General features: G+C 57.6%; 17 protein-coding genes and 1 pseudogene. 10 read left to right on the top strand and 8 right to left on the bottom strand.

Going from position 1 to position 19020, the window contains the following annotated elements:
* Positions 1-375 precede the first annotated feature (375 nt).
* Complete coding sequence (locus M0D69_RS33890; RefSeq protein ID WP_301786198.1) at positions 376-717, top strand: hypothetical protein; 342 nt, start codon at positions 376-378, stop codon at positions 715-717.
* A 212-nt stretch (positions 718-929) separates the two neighbouring features.
* Here the strand turns inward: M0D69_RS33890 and M0D69_RS33885 are convergent, their stop codons facing one another.
* Complete coding sequence (locus M0D69_RS33885) at positions 930-1823, bottom strand: LysR family transcriptional regulator (RefSeq protein WP_301786197.1); 894 nt, start codon at positions 1821-1823, stop codon at positions 930-932.
* Positions 1824-1949: 126 nt separating this feature from the next.
* Here M0D69_RS33885 and M0D69_RS33880 point away from each other — a divergent pair, with 126 nt between their 5' ends.
* Complete coding sequence (locus M0D69_RS33880) at positions 1950-2798, top strand: SDR family NAD(P)-dependent oxidoreductase (RefSeq protein ID WP_301786196.1); 849 nt, start codon at positions 1950-1952, stop codon at positions 2796-2798.
* A 221-nt stretch (positions 2799-3019) separates the two neighbouring features.
* On the top strand, positions 3020-4174 hold the full coding sequence (locus M0D69_RS33875; RefSeq protein ID WP_301786195.1) for an epoxide hydrolase family protein: 1155 nt from the start codon (positions 3020-3022) through the stop codon (positions 4172-4174).
* A gap of 608 nt (positions 4175-4782) precedes the next feature.
* On the opposite strand, the gene M0D69_RS33870 is transcribed toward M0D69_RS33875, so the two are convergent.
* The 4 genes from M0D69_RS33870 to M0D69_RS33855 all read right to left on the bottom strand — a co-directional run bounded on the left by M0D69_RS33870 (position 4783) and on the right by M0D69_RS33855 (position 7258).
* Positions 4783-4920 carry a hypothetical protein gene (locus M0D69_RS33870; RefSeq protein WP_301786194.1) on the bottom strand — a complete coding sequence of 46 codons (138 nt, stop codon included), beginning with the start codon at positions 4918-4920 and terminating at the stop codon, positions 4783-4785.
* Between the two features lie 254 nt (positions 4921-5174).
* A complete protein-coding gene (locus M0D69_RS33865) occupies positions 5175-5804 on the bottom strand; it encodes an NAD(P)-dependent oxidoreductase (RefSeq protein ID WP_301786193.1) in 630 nt (209 codons plus the stop codon).
* Between the two features lie 140 nt (positions 5805-5944).
* Entirely contained in the window at positions 5945-6817 is an 873-nt protein-coding gene (locus M0D69_RS33860; RefSeq protein ID WP_301786192.1) for an NmrA family NAD(P)-binding protein, read from the bottom strand.
* A 45-nt stretch (positions 6818-6862) separates the two neighbouring features.
* Entirely contained in the window at positions 6863-7258 is a 396-nt protein-coding gene (locus M0D69_RS33855; RefSeq protein ID WP_301786191.1) for a DoxX family protein, read from the bottom strand.
* A gap of 117 nt (positions 7259-7375) precedes the next feature.
* Between M0D69_RS33855 and M0D69_RS33850 the strand changes: the two genes are divergently transcribed.
* The 7 genes and pseudogenes from M0D69_RS33850 to M0D69_RS33820 all read left to right on the top strand — a co-directional run.
* Complete coding sequence (locus tag M0D69_RS33850; protein ID WP_301786190.1) at positions 7376-8281, top strand: LysR family transcriptional regulator; 906 nt, start codon at positions 7376-7378, stop codon at positions 8279-8281.
* Positions 8282-8586: 305 nt separating this feature from the next.
* A complete protein-coding gene (locus M0D69_RS33845; protein ID WP_301786189.1) occupies positions 8587-9213 on the top strand; it encodes a hypothetical protein in 627 nt (208 codons plus the stop codon).
* Between the two features lie 722 nt (positions 9214-9935).
* Positions 9936-10727, top strand: coding sequence for a hypothetical protein (locus M0D69_RS33840; protein WP_301786188.1), 792 nt, complete (start codon positions 9936-9938; stop codon positions 10725-10727).
* Between the two features lie 231 nt (positions 10728-10958).
* Entirely contained in the window at positions 10959-11753 is a 795-nt protein-coding gene (locus tag M0D69_RS33835) for a hypothetical protein (protein ID WP_301786187.1), read from the top strand.
* A gap of 166 nt (positions 11754-11919) precedes the next feature.
* The gene (locus tag M0D69_RS33830) at positions 11920-12138 is read left to right on the top strand and encodes a hypothetical protein (RefSeq protein ID WP_301786186.1); all 219 of its coding nucleotides are present in this window, start codon (positions 11920-11922) and stop codon (positions 12136-12138) included.
* A 201-nt stretch (positions 12139-12339) separates the two neighbouring features.
* Positions 12340-13683 carry a hypothetical protein gene (locus M0D69_RS33825; RefSeq protein WP_301786185.1) on the top strand — a complete coding sequence of 448 codons (1344 nt, stop codon included), beginning with the start codon at positions 12340-12342 and terminating at the stop codon, positions 13681-13683.
* Positions 13684-13794: 111 nt separating this feature from the next.
* Positions 13795-14055: pseudogene (locus M0D69_RS33820) on the top strand (integrase); the annotation flags it as partial.
* A 59-nt stretch (positions 14056-14114) separates the two neighbouring features.
* Here M0D69_RS33820 and ltrA read toward each other — a convergent pair.
* The 3 genes from ltrA to M0D69_RS33805 form a co-directional block, all read right to left on the bottom strand.
* Positions 14115-15608, bottom strand: coding sequence for a group II intron reverse transcriptase/maturase (gene ltrA, locus M0D69_RS33815; protein ID WP_301786199.1), 1494 nt, complete (start codon positions 15606-15608; stop codon positions 14115-14117).
* Positions 15609-16020: 412 nt separating this feature from the next.
* Positions 16021-17148, bottom strand: a complete 1128-nt coding sequence (locus M0D69_RS33810) for a molecular chaperone DnaJ (RefSeq protein WP_301786184.1) — start codon at positions 17146-17148, stop codon at positions 16021-16023.
* A 163-nt stretch (positions 17149-17311) separates the two neighbouring features.
* On the bottom strand, positions 17312-18928 hold the full coding sequence (locus tag M0D69_RS33805) for an IS66 family transposase (RefSeq protein ID WP_301786183.1): 1617 nt from the start codon (positions 18926-18928) through the stop codon (positions 17312-17314).
* Positions 18929-19020 lie beyond the last annotated feature (92 nt).

Below are 19020 nucleotides of genomic sequence, written 5' to 3'. Positions count from 1 at the left end.
CGCAGTACGCCATTCTCGATGATCGTAATAGGCCGTATTACGAGTACCGAATGGCGGCCTGAACTAGATCCCTGATACGTTTAGGACAGGTTTGGTGCCTCGGAACAGTACGACAAAGTGACTTTGGGCGTCTCTGTCCGGCCACGAACGGTCATTCGACACAGACCACCATATCGGTAACAATCTCAGGGCAGCTTTGTTCTCGGCGCATAGTCACGGCGACCGAACTAATTGTCATTGTCCCGTAGAGCAAGTATGGACAGCTCATTGCTGAAGCCGCCGTTTGACCGAGGCGCTAGATTGTTGCCAATTGCGCAATCCCAATGCCGGGCTTTTGGTGCTTGGCATGTATTAAACCCAGGAAACTTCCGCGACATGACTTCCGCCGACATTATGCACATCTTCGAGGCGCTAATCGCCCTAGCGCTCATCGGCTTGGGAGGCTGCGGCCTTATGCGAAACAAAATTTCTGCCAAGCTGGAGAAAAACTATCCGGCAGAAAGTGCGCGCCTCAGTGATGCTGCTGTCGGTGTAGGCGGGAGGTTCAACTACGCTTCGATTATCTGGCTCGTCACGGGTGACTATAGGTCGCTGAACGATCCACAAATTGATAGCTGGGCGCGGGTAGCAAGAGCAGCACTATTTGTTGGTGCTTTAGCAGCTGTGGTGTTCTTCATGCTGCTCGCGTATGGGCGATATCGCGCTCACCCAATGTGAGTGAATACTCGTCGCCACGCTGACCGTCCACTTAGGGTCAACGAGCACCGGACTACGATAGATGACTGGTAGGGCTGAATTACGGCACGGGTATTTGCCGGCGTTCGGCCATTTACGGTCAGTTACCGGCGTTATTCGAATGACCGCAGCTGGGTCAGCAATGGACATTTATTCCGCAACACCCGGACCGGGAGCTAATGTCTCATCCCAAATCAAGAACGATAACGAAGCGAGTCGATGACCACACGTACAGCGACCGGAAGTTGGCGTCGGTCGGGATAGTAGAGGAAGCTTCCCGCTAGCGTGACAGACCATCCCTCTAACACTTGCGTCAATGTGCCTGACTTCAGGTGGGGTTGCACCAGTTCTTTGAGAACATAGGCGAGGCCGTTTCCCGCCAGGGCGGCATGGATAAGGATATCGCTGTCATTGGCGACAAAGACCGGATCGACTGGCACCTGGACGGATCGACCCTCTCGCTCAAAGTCCCAGAAATGGAGGGTCTTCGAACTTGGTCGTTGATATCCCAGACATGCATGACTGGCCACATCGTCCGGAGTGAGCGGCGCGGCGTTGTTCTTCAGGTACGAGGGCGATGCAACAAGGGCGGTTCGGTAGTCAGCACCGATGCGAACTGCGACCATGTCCTTAGCCAACAGTTCGCCATTTCGGATGCCTATGTCGAAGCCAGCCGCGACGATGTTTGCCAAGCGATCATCTACCGACAATTCAACTACGACCTCAGGATAGTCGCGCCGAAGTTGGGCGAGCTTCGGCACGACGAACATCAGCGCTGCCGTACGATGAACACTGATACGGACACGGCCTGCTGGCCGGCTTCGATTGTCCGCAAGCGTCGTCAAGCCTGCCCCTATCTCGATGAAAGCGGGCCGCAACCGGTCCAACAGCTTTTCTCCCGCAGCAGTTGGTGCGACGTTTCTTGTGGTTCTGTTGAGCAGCTTGACGCCGAGGCGCCCCTCCAGCAAGCGAATGGAATGACTGAGAGCAGAAGCGGAAACACCGAGCCGCGTGGCTGCACGCGTGAAGCTGGATTCCTCGGCGATGGTTGCAAAAGTTAGCAGATCGGCCAGATCCTCGCGGTTCATTGTTGAGTCTCACTCATGATTTCATGCAGGATTATGTCACTAATCAACAGAGCCGGAAGGCACTAGACTGCTGGAGCTGATAACAGTCCGACGCAATAAGGCGTCGTGCAGTGCGGAGGAGGATCGATGACAGCAAACATGATCGCAGTGGTGACGGGTGCGAGCAGAGGCGCCGGAAAGGGCATCGCGATCGCGCTTGGAGAAGCCGGGGCCACGGTCTATGTCACCGGACGCAGTGTCACTGGGGGCGAAACGCCCTTCGGCGGTTCAGTAAATGAAACAGCCGAACTCGTGTCTCGCGCAGGCGGGACAGGAATAGGAGTTGTGCTCGATCACGCAGACGACCTGGCAGTGGCAGATTTCTTCGCCGACATCCGTCGTCAACACGGCCGTCTCGATATCCTCGTGAACAACGCCGCAAAGGTTGGTGCACCCGCTCAAGGCGGCTTCTGGGAGAAGCCGTTGGATACGGCCGATGTGATTACTGTCGGCCTGCGCTCGCACTACGTGGCTAGCTACTATGCTGCGCCGCTTCTGATTGCCAATGGCCGTGGGTTAATTGTCAACACCGGACACTACGGTGCCATCAGCTACCATCTGAACCCGGCCTACGGCGCCCAAAAGGCAGGTGCGGACAAAATGGCGGCCGATATGGCGAAGGAGTTACGGCCCTACAATGTCAGCGTGGTTTCCGTCTGGATGGGCGGTTTAGATACCGAACGTGCTCGCGCCTTTCTCGCTACGCTTCCAGAAGACAAGCGCCCGAAGCAAAAGCGCGAGTCTCCACAATTTACAGGCCGCGTTATCGCCGCGCTCTACGGATTTGAGTCCATGATGGCACTTTCAGGCAGGGCGCTGATCGGCGCGGAGATCGGCGCAACACTCGGCGTGACCGACATCGACGGTAGCCGACCGCTCTCTGATCGCTACGCGATGGGTGGCCCGCCTGAGTTACATCGTTCCCTTACCATTTAAGCCGTTCTGCCATATACAAATCTGAACACTAGCGAAGCGTGTCGGATGAAACCGTGCGATGTCGGCTTTTGTCCGGGCAACGGCCGTTCGTGATCGTAGCCTACAGGGCGGCTGTGGGTCGTCTACGGAACTTCGTCGTCGGACCAAGCCCGGTCAATTGTGGGCGTTCGACACCGCCAGTTAGATCGTGGAGAATCGACTGCACCCTTCCAGGAGGTGCCATGCATATCGAGCCATTTCAGATTTCCGTGTCCGATTTTGAGATCGACGACTTGCGCCGGCGTTTGCGCGACAGCCGGTGGGCATCCACGACTCCGTCCGAGTCGTGGCAACAAGGCACAGACACCACATGGCTGCGCGAATTGGTGAAGTACTGGGCCGACAGTTTTGATTGGCGGGCTGCGGAACGCGGTCTGAACCAGCAACCTCAATTCATGGCCGACGTGAACGGTCAGCGCGTGCACTTCGTTCATCGGCGTGGCGTTGGACCCCGGCCCTATCCGGTGGTCATCACGCATGGCTGGCCCGGATCGTTCTTCGAATTTCATGCGTTGGCTGATCGGCTGTGCGACCCGGCTGCATTCGGTGCGGACCCGAACGATGCCTTCGACGTCGTTATTCCTTCACTGCCGGGCTTTGCGTTTTCGCCGGCGCCTGCCACCCCTGGCACTTCCGCGTTTCAGGTAGCCGATCTGTGGGCATCGCTGATGCGAGGTCTTGGGTACGAGCGATTTGGCGCTCAGGGTGGTGACTTGGGCGCAGGGGTGTCGGTCGCGCTCGCCTTGCGACATCACCAGGTAGTCGATGGCATTCATCTCAACTTTCTGCCGGGCTCGTACGAACCCACGATCGACGCCGCGAATTCGCCGCTTACCGCTGCAGAACAAAACTTCCTTCGAGAGAAGGGTGAGTGGGCTGCGCTCGAGGGCGGTTATGCGCATATGCACAGCACGAGGCCGCGGACGTTAGCCGCGTCGCTTAACGACTCGCCGGCCGGGCTGGCTGCGTGGATCAGCGAGAAGTTTCGCGCGTGGAGCGATTGCGAGGGCGTGATCGAGCGCAGATTTTCAAAAGATGAGCTGCTCACCAACTTATCGCTCTACTGGTACACCCAGAGCATTGGTACAGCAATTCAAATGTACTGGGAAAACAGGCTTCAACCCATGCGCTTCGCCACTGGACAACGTGTATTACCGCCGGTCGGCTTTGCGCGCTTTCCGAAAGAGATTAGCCACCCGCCGCGCGTATGGCTGGAACGAGCGTTCAATGTCGCGCAATGGACCGACATGCCGCGTGGTGGCCATTTCGCGGCAATGGAAGAACCTGAACTCCTCGCGGCCGACATTCGTAGCTTTTTCAGGCGCTTCCGGCAGTGAGTTCGTTGAAGAATCGCCCCTATGCGGGATGCGATCTGCGTTTCGCGACGGACCACTGCTGGGACGATGAAGGTCATTCAGGGTTGACTCCCGCCGTTCGCCATCGGACCGGGTCCGGCCAATACCTGCCCGTCGACTGCTTCAAATTGACGCCGCAAAGCGGACATTGGAGAACAACTGAAAACGAGTCGTCTTCCGACACACCCATCAATGTCGGCAGAGCCCGCACTCGCATGCTGTCAGGATGAGCGGGATTCACGACTAAGAGGACAGACGCCCTGTCAAGCCCTCGCGACGGACGCTGCGGCACACCGCTGGTGTGGGATGGATCGCTCACGCTTCGGCCCGAGGTCGAGGCAGTTGTGCCCGTGCTGGCCGCCTAGGATTACGCCGCCGTGCCGAGCTGGCGACATGACGGCCGCTGGGGGCTGTGGACGCAGGAGGGCAACATCACCAGCGGGCCTAGTGAGACCTTCGCTTCGCGCTAGGAAGCCCTCGCGGCGGGGCGCGTTTGGTGCGACGGCCTCAGGAAGTAATTTTAACGTCCCCCGTACCGGATTGCGGTGGGTCGCAGGCCGAAACCGGGGTTTGGCTTCGAGCCAGTCACTCTAAAAGGTCGCGACCGTCAGCACGCGCGTTGTACGCAGGACCGCATACGGACCGAGCCATGAAGGGGCGGGCATCAAGCCCTGAAGCAACCGGGGGTCTTCGTCCGCGGTTGTTATGCTGGCGCGGATGAAAGGCATAGTCCTCTCCTCTGACCCAGCGCGCCGTGACGCCGGGGCAAGTTTGATGAATCATGAGATGGCGCGACGGTCGCCGTCATTTGGGCGAATCCAAATCCAGAACGCTCGCGAATGCTGTTTGGCGCTGCCACCGGTTTCTACCGGCGGTATGCGCGCGACGGGCAGCGCAATCTTGCCTTCCAATCTGTTCATTCGTGACCTCTTGTATGCCTGACTACTAGGTGGTTGAAGAACGTGATCCACGAGACCCGTCCTCACCATAGGAGAACGGGGGTCCGCTTCAACCAGATGTTAGTCGCCAGTTGCTCCACAACGAACCGAGCGACATCGGTGCGTGCGATCTTCCCGCCGTTGACGCCGGCGAGGTCAACGATGGCCCTGACGCTTCCGCGAGCTGGGTCGTTGGTGAGCATCGCGGGCCGGACTATGACCCAATCGAGTGAGCTGGCGCGGATCGCGGCTTCCTGACTCCCCTTGTCTTTGTAGGCATGGCGAAGCAGCAAGGGCTGGAATAGCCGGTCGAATACGAAGCCGCCGTGGCCACGGCTGTCTCCTACCCCCAGGGCGGAGATGCAGATTAGACGGCGCACGCCGCTGCGGGCCATCGCCGGGAGGAGCGCGCGTGTCGCTTCGGTCAGAACGCTGACTTCGCTGAAAGGGCTAACGCCCGTGCCCAGCGAGCTGACGACGGCATCGCAGCCTTTCAAGGCGCGCATCAGGGCGCCTTCGTCGCAGGCATCCCCCTCAATGAGGTCTGCGCCTGGGAAGTCGGGCGCGCGCGCCTTCGAGCGAACCAACGCTACTACGGAATGACCCTTCTCCAAGGCGTCGTGGACGATCAGCCGTCCGGTTCCGCCCGTTGCACCCAAAACAAGAACCTTCATAGTCGATCTCGATAGTTGTTGGTATGAACGCCGCATTTCATAAGGAAATGGGCTCTTTGGGTTGCTCTGCCAGAATCACGATGGGGTACGAATATCCGGAGTAGATTTCCAAAGTCATATCCCATCGCTGATCCGCTGACCTATTCTGTAGCGGCCTTCAGGGCCGCCGCGAAGACATCGCGGGCAGACGTCGCGCCCGGGACGTGCTCCGTACCCTCGACGCCGAGGTCCATCCAGCCTGAGTTGACGGCGTCATACATCGCTTCGGCCGGTCCCGTCTGGCCCTTCGGAACGCCGAGCTGCTCGAACGCTGCCGGCCACCCGGCCCGCGGTACAGCAAAAGCGTTGACGTCGACCTTCAGGACTTCACCCAATTGCGTCGCTACTTCATCCGCACTGACCATCGAACCGAGCTCGATGGCGCGATGCCCCGACCATGCCGGCCCGGTCAGAAGCGCTGCGACTTCGGCGCCGATGTCGTTGGTCGCGACCATGGTCGATTTCCGATCGGTCGGGTTGTAGTAGACGGGGAGCGTGCCACCTTGGGCAACATGCAAGCCGTAGAGGAAGTTTTCGAAAAATCCGCCGGCACGCACATAAGCAATCGGCAATGTCAGGTCGCGAAATCCTTGCTCCAGACGCGACAGCGCCGTGATCATTCCCAGCCCGCTGGTTCTGTTCGCCCCCATCGACGAAAGCGCAACCACTCGCGGCGGCGATGCCCTGGTGAGCGCCTCGACATAGTTTGCAATCACGCCCCTGGCTTCTTTGAAATCGGGCGAGGGCGCCCAGACAGCCGGCAACATGACGAACGCGCCTTCGACGCCTTCGAGCGCGTGCTCGATGGCTGCCGAATCATTCCAATCGCCGTCTACCAGTTCCACGCCCTGGTTCGCCCAGTGAGCCGCCTTCTCGCGATTGCGGACCAGCGCGCGTACTTTCTTGCCGTGCGCCAACAGATGTTCTGCCGTTGCGCCGCCTACTTTTCCCGTGATTCCCATTACTAAAAACATATGCCTTCTCCGGATATTGAGGGACAGAGGACTGCCCCGGTTGGCTTAACGAATGAGCGGCAGGATGGCTCGGATACGGGAGTTGCGCGCGTAGAGGCCGCCCCACGTCAACGTGCCCAAAACCAGCGAAATGATTTCTGGCGGCGATCCCAACTCACCAATGCGGACATGGGCGCAGATGGCACCTCCCAAATAGCCCGTCACCAGGATCGCGCCGAGGACGGCGGTAGCCGGGATGGCGTAAAGGATGGCGCAGGCAAGGACGATCGGACCCACGACACGGGTAACGTCCATCGCGAACCCGGTTTCCTGCAAGATGCTCGCGATCTGTGCTGGCACGAAAAGCTGAATAATCCCGTCTGCCACCAGAGCGATAACGACAAACGCGCTCATTACCCGGCCGGCCCACAGGGCGCGATGCAAGGTCATCGTTTCAGTCACTTGTTGTTCTCCGATGTGGGTCTCAATTTCGAAGCTTATTGTGTTTCTCAGGTATGATAAACGCCGATAAAGTGAACTAACTGTTCTCTCTGCGGTGAACAATACCGAGACGCGAAAATGCAGAATCTCGAACCCCTCCTCATATTCGTAACGGTCGCGGAAATGGGGAGCTTCACCCGCGCGGCCGACAGCTTGGGCATCCAAAAAGGGAGGGTCTCAACGGCTGTCCGGAAGCTGGAAGAAGATGTCGGTGTCAGACTCCTGCACCGGACGACGCGGAGCGTGCAGTTGACAGAGGACGGACGTGCGTTTCATGCGCGCGCCCGCGATCTGCTTGCTGAAGTCGATGACCTGCACTCGATGTTCGCAGGCGAGCACGTGGCACTTCGCGGGCGTCTAAGGGTGGATCTTCCGTCCGAAGTGGCGCGCACCACGATCGTGCCGGCTTTGCCGGAGTTCATGGCGACTCACCCCGAGTTGGAGCTGGAGGTGTCGAGTACGGATCGGCAAGTCGATCTGGTTCAAGAGGGATTCGACTGTGTATTACGGCTTGGACCGATACGGGACGAGACGCTGATTGCCCGCCCACTGGGCCTGCTGCGCATGGTCAACGCTGCCAGTCCCGCCTATCTGGCGCGCCATGGCGTCCCTCGATCGCTAGAGGATCTCCAGCGTCAGGAACATCGGGCAATTCATTTTTCGACGATGCTCGGCTCAAGACCTTATGGATGGGAATATCCGAACGGCGACAGCTACGCGACGCTTCAGTTGCCGGGTACGCTACACGTCAACAACGCGCAGATCTACGAAGCCGCTGCGCTCGCCGGCCTCGGCCTGATTCAGGCGCCACTCCTGGGGATTGGCCGATACTTAGAAAGTGGGGCGCTTGTGGAGGTTATTCCCGACTCTCGTCGCCGGGCGCTCGCCGTGTCCCTCGTCGTAGCACATCGGAGCAATCTGTCGCGCCGAGTCCGCGCATTCATGAAATGGATCGAAGTTGTGCTGACGCCGTATCTGGAATGAGGGGTGGTGGATAAACGTTGATCGAGAGTGCCCTAAAATTGACTGCTCCGAAGCTGCCACTCGTTGGGGGCTGCAATGGGTCGGGTGCCGCCCTTCGCGGCAGGCGGCAGGCGGCCAGACGCACACGTCTGCAGGGACTTGGCAGTGAGTCGCGTGCTGACGCACAGTGCAATGGCGTGGAATGAATTGTGGGACGCGTTTCGCTCGGGCCGCAAACAGTCCCTTTTTAGACACAGCCTCGGCCATCAGCGGGCGTTCAAATAGCCTAAAATTTACAGCAGGCGCATCGGCTCGACGCTCGCTGGGTGATCCAGCGCGGCTCTAACGCGGAGCCGGCATCTCAGTTCCGCGCGGTCCGACTTGACCACGATGGTCAACACACCAGGGATACCTTCCTGAGTCACGAACTAAGGGCCGAAATGTTCGCTGCTGGACGGGCGTCGCCGCATATCGATCGCTGGGGCCCGTCCAACTCGGACGTTACAACCTATGGGAGTAGAGCCATGGTCGCGGTCAAATACAACGATCTTTCTATGGCCTTCGACTTCATTAACTCCGCATCGCCGATGGAGCACAACGCGTACGTCTCGCTCGATACGGGCGAAGTCTATTGGACATCTGATTCCAACGACGCATTCGACGAGAATGTTCCTGACGACCTTGAAACTTCGGATCGCTACCTTACGATACCGCATAAGAACGATCTCGATCTCGGAAGAAGTCTCGCCTTGCGCTTTGTCGCACAAGGGTTGCCTGCGCGTTACGACCAGGTCGAAGGATTTTTCCGACGGCAAGGCGCTTACTCGCGCTTCAAGGATCTGCTGCAGCGCGAAGGCGTTCTCGAAGCCTGGTATACGTTTGAAGACGACTCTGTCGAAAGCGCACTGAGGCAATGGTGTGCCGAAAATGGCATCGAGATTCTTAAGACGTGACTGGCCGTTCAGTCAGGCGAAAAAATGTCTGGCCGCGCGGGTTACTTAGGGAATTCAGGCGTCGCCGTGACAGAGAATCACCCAGCGTATCCGCTCCGAGTCGGATCAGAACTCTCCGGTGCCAATTGTCGGCAATCGGCCAATTTGAGACATTCGACGCCACTGGCCAGATCGTTGACAATCTCTGAATGGACGCTACGTGACCGCCATCTCGTGCATGATACGATCCGAAAATGTAAGCCGCATTCAATCATGACGCGGCAATCAACCGTTGTGATGCCATCGAGACTGGCTGGCCTGCGGGCTCTCGATCGCGACTGATTAATTCAACATATGCTGAAGGTTCAATCTTGAGGCGCGCCCTGGTAGCTGCCGTGTTGGTCGTCGCGTCGATTGGATTCGAGTATGTTCCTGCACGCGCACGCGATCTAAATCAGCCGATGGTGGCTCCGAGTGTGGAACGCACATCCACATTTCGTTTGCCTAACGAATCCAATGCATCGGTATCTCGGATAGTCTTCAGCCCCGATGGACGTTATCTTGCCGTTCTCGTTGACAATACATCCCGCAGAGTTTCAGACATTATCGTTTGGGATCTGAAGTTGGATCGGGAGCAATCCCGAATCGAGAACCTACCAATTTACGCTTTTCCGTATATAAAAATATCTTGGAGTCCAGACGGCCGCTACATAAGCCTCGGGATCGGAGGCCAGGGTTGGCCGATGCAATTGTGGAATCCGTTGACGGGCGCTGTTGAGAAAGAACTCAATGTCAAGAGCGCGATACCATCCGTATATAGCAGGGATGGAAGCAAGCTGTTGGTTAATACGACGCCTATCGTTTATCTGCATCCTATCGAAGGTAGTTACAGAGTCTACGACACGAGGTCGTGGAATTTTCGCGACTATAGCGCTGACGGGTTGATGGTTCAAACATTGGCGTGGACCTCGGATCAAAAGGTAATCCTGGCCGGTGTCTGGCCCAAGTGGAGTGTGGGTCGATCGATAGACGGGGTCACCCCACAGATGTCCGATGTTTTGGTCCGGCGGGTTGACCCTGATGGCATTGAAAGTTCCCGCACCGTCATCGTGGGGCATGGGATCGCTATGGCAGGAAGGCCAGATGTAATTCTGGCTGGGCCGGTTTCATGTTCAACGTCAACGACGGACTTTTCCGGTGACATGTTTGCTTTAGGTTCGGGGCACATTACGGTGCTGAACACCAAGACCTTGAATACTGCATTTATTTACGCTCCATCCGAAGGCGACTCAAGCCGCGAGGCGTTTCCTGATGGAGCTTTGGGAGCTAACGTCGCCTTTAGTCATGATGGAAAGTTCCTATTTCTGGGCGGTCAAGGCACGGGAAAAAGCCTGATTGTCGAAGTGTTGACCGGCGCGCAGGTGGGTACGTTTTCTTCCGCTGGTCGTGGTCTTGCTGTGAGCCCAGACGGGAAAACGTTAGCGCAAGGTGATGGCAATTCCGTTTATGTGCTGACTTTGGAAAACTTGGAATGATGCGGATTCTGGGCATCTGAGCTTGCTCAGTGAACGGCTCCTATTGAGAAAGGCGATGGTCGCTTGTGGGTCGCGTGCTGCCGATCGCCAACAGGCAGCCACCGGCAATGAACGATCCTTCGTCGCGGAACCCGGATTACAAGTTCGACGGTCCTGTGATGCAGACAAAAATCAGGAGCCGTGGTGTGGGGACAAGGGTATGATCCCACTTTAAATACGCTCGATTTTGGCATGCTTGCGCTTAAACTGACGCTTGTCCCGCTGTTCTTGCTTGTCGTTTCGATGTCGGGTAAATGGTGGGGGCCAGCGTTTGCTGGCTGGTTAGCCGGTTTGCCTGTGGTAGCTGGTCCGATTCTGTACCTTCTTGTGCTTGCGCATGGCCCGATCTTCGGGGCGCGTGCTGCTACGCTTTCCCTCTCCGCGATCCTCGCGTCAGAAGCATTCAATTTCGCATACGCATGGACCTGCCGCTCGCGCTCGTGGCCGGTCGCACTAGTTGTCGGCCTCATCGCGTGGTTTATATCCGCGTGCGGCCTATCAATGTTGCCAACTTCACCTATATGGGCCGCTACCGCCGCCCTCGCTGCTGTGTGCTTCGGCCAGTCGTTTTTGCCACGCAGCGCAGCGGTCGCAGCTGGCGCACCGCTTTCACGGTCCGACCTGATAGGCAGGATGGTTGCCGGCGCGGTGCTGACGGTACTAGTCACCTCGTTGTCTGGATGGGTAGGCGCTACATGGAGCGGTTTACTAGCAGTATTCCCGCTTCTGGGGATCGTCTTATCGGTATCGTCTCACCGTGCACACGGGCCGGCCTTTGTCATATCGCTGCTTCGGGGCATGGTCCTTGGCAGGTTTTCGTTCGCCGCATTTTGTTTGCTGCTTTCGTTCTCACTGCTCAACCAGCGTCCAATCGTGGCCTTTGTGGAGGCGGCAGTCTTAGCAATGCTCGTGCAATGGGGCACTAAGCGGCTAACGACAACGCGGCGCTCCAAGATTGCGGAGCCGAGCGCCAGTGCTGCAGATTGATTCTGTCAACGTTCTATCGTTCGGCCGAGTACCCGCTGAGGGTCCGTTTTCGGACGACTTGACTGTCCCTATAGTAGGTCGACTGCGGCCTACCGCGTGGCTAGGTTGTGCACGATGCGCTCAGGATGATTGAGTGCGCTTAGGATACGGGGATAAAGTGGTTTTGATGGCTTACGGAAAGGTGCACCAGACGCAACTCGTCGCCGATGTCGGAAAGGAGCGGTGGCTCGTTCGCGATCGGGACTGGTGGGGGTGGCCCGATCCGCCTCGGTACGTGTTTTTTGTGCTGGAGGACGATCGTATCGTCGTTGCGGCAGACTTCAACGCCTGGCCCGTCAGTTGGGGGTCAAATCCAGACAAGATCGGCGCTGTGGACGTTCCATGACCCAGGCGATCTGTCGCTGCGACTGCCGTTGACGCGATAATGTGCAGCCAGTCACTGTGGGACTGAGTGCGGCCAACAGGAGACAGTCGACTCCACCTCCCGAATCATTGACAATCGGGACATAAGTCAAAGCGTGGCTCAATAGAGGCTAAGTTCTTGGTCTCGGATGATATTCGAGGTATTTCTGGGCGGGGTTTTGATATGACCGAAGCAGCGCATGAAAATCGCTGTCCGTTGAGCGCGGTGGATCGACGGCTCGCGGACGTTCACCGGCATTGGCACGAGGTTGAACGTGCCTACTTTGACCCCGAAAGTTTTAGAGTCTCGATCCAGACCGCGATTCAGACCCTGCGCACCGTCACTTTCATCGTGCAAAGTAATAAGCGGCTCTTCACTGACTTCGATCCTTGGTATGAGTCGTGGCAAAACAGATTGCGTGCTGACCCTTTGATGCGTTGGATGGTGGATGCACGCAACAAAATCGAAAAGCAAGGCGATCTAGAAGCACATAGCTTCGTTCGAGCCGAGATCATGGCGTCGTATTACGAGGAAGGGCCACGGATGGAGGTCCCAGCTGAACTCTTTCAGAGTCCAGTTGAACTGATCCGCTGCATTCCTACCGAAGCGTTGCGCAAGCATGTATTCAAGGACGGCATCCTGCGCATTCAAAGGCGTTGGGTAGAAAACAGCTTGCCAGAGTACGAACTCTTAGACGCTGTGGGAATCGCCTATGGAAAGGTCGCCCAGTTAGTGGCTGATGCGCACCGGCAATTGGGCTTGGAGCAGCCTTCCACCATGGTAGGCGACATCGACCGCACAGACGGAGAAGAATCCCGCGGGGGAAGATTGCCCTGCATGATCGGTCACGACGACGCTCGTAGTCACCACGTGTGGCTTGCTACGGGGCAGCCAATGGAGATCGAACGGAAAGCGGTTGAATTCGACCGGAAGGAAGCGGAACAAGCCGCAGGTAAGTACGGGCTCAATCCAAAGGAAATGTTCCCGTCGACAGACCACGCGCCCGAAGCGACGTTGAATGGTTTGTTCGGTGCAGCCAGAAAGATGTTTTCCGTGGATGGTCATCACGACACCATTGCCTTCCTCCTGAAGGGCGCACGTCCCGTAAAACTGATGCAACTGGCTCCTCAGGAGCACGGGGAAAAGTACCTTCTCATGAGAATGCTTGCGAACGAGGTGATCAAGTACGGTGCAGATGGAGTGATCCTCGTCAGTGAGATCTGGAGCGCACCCTATGATTCGAGCAATCCTTATCGCCGGGCAGCGGATGCACCTGAAAGAACAGAGTTTCTGACAGCTGTTCTCGTAACCCAAACCGGTGTTCCCGTTGAACTGTGTGCGCTGATTACGCGCGAGGGCGATAGCGTGAACCTCGGGGAGACAGAGTCGTTTCTGGATGAGGCGCAAATTGCTTTTGCTCCTATTTACGCTGCGTGGGGACGAGCGATTCCTAATGCTTGGATCGAAGTGACGACGATCGGCACAGGGGATGCAGCTTCTGGTGAAGACTCCACGACATCAGTTTGATTCGCGGGCGAACGTCCGCATTGGAGAATGTCGAGAGTCCGCATCGGGTCGGACAGCGACCACCGGCAGCCGGCGCAGACTAACGTTCCCTTCATTCGAAAGGAGAACGTCATGGAAACGACCGCGATCAACACACCGGGGTGTGTTCCGTGGAACAAGGGCAAGTTCACAGGACAGAAGCCACCGTTGAGACTGAAGGAGATCTGGGCCATCCGGATTCGCCTGCAACTTTCGGCGCGGACACGTGATCTCGCGATTTTCAACCTGGCCATCGACAGCAAGTTGAGAGCATGCGATCTGACCAAGCTGCGAGTGCGTGATATTTGCCACGGCCAACACGTCATATCCCGGGCAACGGTCATGCAGCAGAAAAGGTCGCGGTAGGGACGGTGGTTACCCACCGCCCCCCGCACAGATCCGTACGTGCAGCACTACTGCATACGGCTCCTACCAAAGGTGTTGACGTAAAACCGCTCCGACGGATGCGGGTGAAGTACTTTGCAAGGGGGCAGGTATTTGCTGATCACACGGCCGAACCGTGACCAAGGCAGCCGATGCCGCTGACTTCTTCGCATCAGTGCGTGACGCCAAGAGCGGCGCACTGCGTAAAGAAAGCCCGACAAGCGGCGAAGGTTGCCCGGCACCGCATAATAGTTAAAATACCCTTGAATCACCCGCCTCAGCCATCGACCTACCACAGGTACCGGTTCATGGCGACGCCGCATCAGCGTTTGCCGAATGCGCGTCAGCGATGCACGCATCCGCTTCTTGCTCGTCAACCGAATGATCTTGAATTGGCCATTCGACCTAGCCGTGCCACAGCAGTGCGTGAAGCCTAGAAAGTCGAATGTCTCCGGCTTTCCGGCTCCACGCTCTTGACGTTGTTGCGCGGCGAATCGCCCGAAGCGAATCAGCCGCGTTTTGTCCGGGTGGAGTTTCAGTTTGAATTTGGCAAGACGTTCCCGCAGTGCCGCCAGGAATCGTTTTGCATCGCCTTCGTATTGGAAACCCACCACACTGTCGTCGGCGTAGCGTACGAGGATGACATCGCCAGTAGCATGTCGTTGGCGCCATTGCTGCGCCCATAAATCCAGCACATAGTGCAAGTAGATATTTGAAAGCAAGGGCGAAATCACAGAACCCTGAGGTGTCCCCCCCACAGAGGCGATGCGGCGTCCATCCTCAATAGTGCCTGCCCTGAGCCACTTTCGGACTATGCGAATTACTCGTCTGTCAGCAATCCGATGTTCTAGAAAGCGGAGCATCCATTCGTGATCAATTTCATCAAAGAACAAACGAATATCCGCATCTAAAATCCAGTTTACTTTCCGATCCGAAATCCCTACCGATAAGGCATCAAGCGCGTCGTGCTGACCGCGTCCCTGTCGAAACCCGTACGAGAACCCGAGGAAGTCTTGCTCGTAGATTGCACTCAGTACCGTTGCTACGGCCTGTTGCACAATCTTATCTTCCAGCGCTGCAATCCCCAACAAACGCAACTTGCCGTCCGCTTTCGGAATGCAAACCCTTCTGGACGCTTGTGCACGGTAGGCACCCGAATGAATCTCCCGGTGCAGTTCATGTACGCGCCCATAAAGCTGGCTCTCGTAGTCGTGCCACGTTACGCCGTCCACGCCTGCCGCTGCCTGCTTGCGAAGAGCATAAAAGCTTTCCACCAACAGTGACGGCGTAACATGGTGCAGCAGTGCCGTGAAACGCAACTTCCGATTCCGTCGAGCTGCTTCACGTACGCCTTCGAGTCCCGTCGACGCGCTTTTATCCCGGCTCTGAGTCCGGGGCGCGGGGTCCTCGTCGGCGTTCCCTTTGGTTACACCCCTTCCCTCCATCACCTCCGCCGGGTCATCCCCTTTGTTCGGCAACTTCCTCGGTAGTATGGGCGTATCCGACTTCTCACCGGCGTCAATGGCTGGATTACGGTCATGGACCTTCCCAGCCCTGTCCGGCCACACTACGCCGGACACCGATGAGATCTCGCTGCTTCCGTATGAAAGACTTCCCGACATGCTCAGGGTCTCCGACCGCGCAGGATCAGCGCACGACTTGCGATTATCGTCGTGCTCCGTGTTGCCTTCCGCTTCGCTTAACAGCGTCGGCATCCCAGAGGAACTATTTCGCAGCTCAATGGCTGGCCTGTCGGTTTCCCCTGTCAACGCTTCGACATGTACCTCGCGATGCATGCCGCATGACTCGGGGCCAGAGCGATTCGCCAATTCTTCTCCGTATTGAACTTTCATCAACTATCTTTCATCGGCTTTGCAGCCGCACTAAGCGGTGTTTTCTCCACACTACGGAAGAAGCATGAAGGGCGATGCTCCCCTAGAACGGCATATCGTCGAAACGTGGCGTGGCTAATGACCGTCTCACGGACTTTAGCCAGCCCTTCAGTTGCTTGACGTCGTCGAATACGAGCAGGTCATGTTCAAGGGCGTGGAAACTCTCCTGCAGCGAGAAGATATCAGCGGCAAGATTGCGCATGATGGTGCCGGGCGACACCTCAATGAAGGGTGGAATTCCGTAGCTGTGCTTGAATCCGTTCTCGACGTGCAGGATTTCGTGGTCGAGTTCACCGACCTGTTCCTTCAGAATCTTGTTGTAGTGTTTCAACCGGTCTTCGCCGATGTTGTTGATGGCGCTCTGGTCAATGTGTTCTAACTCCAACTGCAACTCAAGCAATTGCAACAGGCTATTTTTGCTATACGCCTGATTGGCCCTCTGCATCAAGGTGGTCTTGCGCTCACGTTCCTGCGGATCGGTCTCGCGGTCGGGATGCAAGGCGCTGGCCAGTTTGCGATAGACCTCGCGGATCGATAAGCTCAGTTCGGCCTGCTCGACTTGTTCTCGTGCCTCTGCTGCGAGTTGCCTAGGTGTCTTTTTTCGTTTGGCGCGACGCGCTTCCCGAGCCTGGTTTTCGAGTGCATCTTGTGCCTGCAGCTGTTCCATTTGCGCATGGGCACGCTGCAGTACATCCTCGGGAGAACTCATATCAACGTCGTCGCCAAGCTCGACCCCGAGCATGGCCTCGAGCGCCGATTTCATGTCGTCCAATTCGGCGGCGGCTTCACTGTCAAAGTCAGATTCGCTATACCGGTTGTAAATCGATTTAAGCTCCGGATCATCGCTCTGCGCGACCAGCTCACCTGCCAGGTCGCTGATCAGCTCTGCAATCGTGCGTCGCTCGGATTTGGTCAGCCCCTTCTGAGCGTACGCCTGGTCCAGGCGATGCACGAGCTTGGTCCGCAAGTCGGTGGAAGTTTGCTCAAGGGGAGCGAAATCGCTTACGTATTTCCGATGGAAGGCAGGCATTGCAGCCTCCCAGGCACTCAGTCTGGCGCGTCGCTTTTCAATCTGCTTGATGAGCGTGTTGAACGCCTTTTGCCCTTTCGACAGATTAGACTGGTTATGGTCCGAAGCAATGCTGATGGACCTGAGATTTGTTCTGGTCATGGGATGATTTCCGCTGGTTGATGCGAGAGCGAGCACGCCGCTATTTTAGCCGAGGTCGCGGTTGCACCGCGCTGCGAGAGCGAGCACGCGCACGTTGCCGATCGATGATCGACTTATGCCGGAGCTCGTGGAGAGCGCGGATTGGATCCCAGATCGGGATGCTTCACGGATGGGTTGTAGCGAGCGGCACTCGTTTGGCGAAGTTAAAAGGCAGCAGGTCGCTGATGTCAGCGTCCGATGCCCGTTGTGGCATCTCGGTGAGCACATGATGCAGATACGCATAGGGCTCGACGTTGCAGGCCCGGCACGTCAGCACGAGGCTATAGACAATGGCGCTCGCCTTCGCGCCCGCAACTGTGTCAGAGAAGAGCCATGAATTTCTCGATGTTGCAAATGGCCTGATATCTCTTTCCAGAATGTTGTTATCCACGGGGGCACGCCCATCGATCACGTAGCGGCTTAAATATTTCCATTGGTTTCTCGTGTAGCTGATCGCCTTGCCCAACAAGCTTTCAGGCAGCACTTGGAGCGCCTGTGTGTCCAGCCAAGCCTTGAACGCTTCTAGCAACGGCACGCTGTGTTGCTGCCGCAGCCGGTAGGTGTAGTCGGCTTGCGCCTCGCCATCGGGCAGTTCTGCCCGGGCCAAGGTCTCGACCTGATACAGCGCCTTGAAGTACTCAAGCGCCTGCAGCGCACGACCACCCGTTTTCTTCTTCTGTCCCTTGTGCGCGTCAACGAACAAGCGCCGTGAATGGGCGATACAGCCGAAGTGAGTGGCACCTTTGAGCGTTCGCCAAGCACTGTATCCGTCAGTCATCAGCATGCCTTCGTAACCAGCGAGAAACGCTTGCGGGTATTGCTGCCCGCGCCCCGGCTGGTAGTCGAACAGCACCACCGGCTGCTCGCTGTCCCCGGCGCTTCTGTACGTCCACATATAACTCGTGCTTTGTGGCGTCTTGCCTTCTTCCTTGAGCACCTGCACCGTCGTCTCGTCGCCGTGAATCAGCGGCTGCGACAACAGTGTTTGGCGCATCGCTTCGTACAGTCGGCTGTAGTGCATCTCGGCAGGCCTGATGATCCAGTTCGCCAGCGTGCCACGGCTCACCGCAATCCCCGCACGGGCCAGCACGTGTTCCATCCGGTACAGCGGCGTGCCGTCAACATATTTGCCGGTTGTCACCGTCGCAATCATCGCCGCGCTCGCGCTGCTACCCGGCAACGGTTGCACGGGCATCGGCGCGATTACCATCGGCGTGCGTTCGGCGTTGCGCTCGCAGTGGCGGCACGCGTATTTGAAGCGCACATGTTGCAGCACCAGCACCTTGATCTCGATGTGCAACTGCTCGCTCGTCTGTTCGCCCATGCGGTGCAACGTGTTCTGGCAGCACGCACAGATCTTCTGCTCATCGGGTAGATCGTACTCGATGCGCCGGCGCGGCAGCTCGGCCGGCAGCGGCTTGCGTCCCCGCTTACCGTGCTCGGATTTATCAACCTCCGGCAGTCCCGTATCGGGGAGCGCGAATACGTCATCCGAATCATCGTCACCGGGTTCGGTCGCGGCGATCTGCTCGGCTTCATCGAACACCCGATCCTTGAGTTTCTCGCTGCTCGGGGCGAAGCGCTTGAGCTGCGCCAGACGGAACAACTCCTCGAGTTGCCCGATGCGTTGCGCAAGTTGCTGGTTATTGGACTGAAGCTCGAGAATGCGCGCGATCAGCTCATCGGGCGAGAGCTGTTTGAGATCGTCCTCAGCGGACGGGGAGCGGGCGTCGGTATTCATGTGCACCACGATAGCGAAGCGGCACAACGAATGGGTTTACGTCAAAGTGTAACAATCGCGCCGGGCGTCGCGCGCACTACGCCCGGCGCGCT

This window comes from Caballeronia sp. SEWSISQ10-4 2 (genome assembly GCF_030464885.1).
In the GTDB taxonomy this organism is placed as follows: Bacteria; Pseudomonadota; Gammaproteobacteria; order Burkholderiales; family Burkholderiaceae; genus Caballeronia.
Note: the sequence above shows the minus strand (reverse complement) of the source record. Positions and strands in the feature narration are given on the sequence as shown.

Coding starts and splice junctions, on each gene's coding strand:
- M0D69_RS33890 (WP_301786198.1), top strand. CDS start 376: ATGACTTCCGCCGACATTATGCACATCTTCGAGGCGCTAATCGCCCTA.
- M0D69_RS33885 (WP_301786197.1), bottom strand. CDS start 1,823: ATGAACCGCGAGGATCTGGCCGATCTGCTAACTTTTGCAACCATCGCC.
- M0D69_RS33880 (WP_301786196.1), top strand. CDS start 1,950: ATGACAGCAAACATGATCGCAGTGGTGACGGGTGCGAGCAGAGGCGCC.
- M0D69_RS33875 (WP_301786195.1), top strand. CDS start 3,020: ATGCATATCGAGCCATTTCAGATTTCCGTGTCCGATTTTGAGATCGAC.
- M0D69_RS33870 (WP_301786194.1), bottom strand. CDS start 4,920: ATGCCTTTCATCCGCGCCAGCATAACAACCGCGGACGAAGACCCCCGG.
- M0D69_RS33865 (WP_301786193.1), bottom strand. CDS start 5,804: ATGAAGGTTCTTGTTTTGGGTGCAACGGGCGGAACCGGACGGCTGATC.
- M0D69_RS33860 (WP_301786192.1), bottom strand. CDS start 6,817: ATGTTTTTAGTAATGGGAATCACGGGAAAAGTAGGCGGCGCAACGGCA.
- M0D69_RS33850 (WP_301786190.1), top strand. CDS start 7,376: ATGCAGAATCTCGAACCCCTCCTCATATTCGTAACGGTCGCGGAAATG.
- M0D69_RS33840 (WP_301786188.1), top strand. CDS start 9,936: ATGCAATTGTGGAATCCGTTGACGGGCGCTGTTGAGAAAGAACTCAAT.
- M0D69_RS33835 (WP_301786187.1), top strand. CDS start 10,959: ATGCTTGCGCTTAAACTGACGCTTGTCCCGCTGTTCTTGCTTGTCGTT.
- M0D69_RS33830 (WP_301786186.1), top strand. CDS start 11,920: ATGGCTTACGGAAAGGTGCACCAGACGCAACTCGTCGCCGATGTCGGA.
- M0D69_RS33825 (WP_301786185.1), top strand. CDS start 12,340: ATGACCGAAGCAGCGCATGAAAATCGCTGTCCGTTGAGCGCGGTGGAT.
- M0D69_RS33810 (WP_301786184.1), bottom strand. CDS start 17,148: ATGACCAGAACAAATCTCAGGTCCATCAGCATTGCTTCGGACCATAAC.
- M0D69_RS33805 (WP_301786183.1), bottom strand. CDS start 18,928: ATGAATACCGACGCCCGCTCCCCGTCCGCTGAGGACGATCTCAAACAG.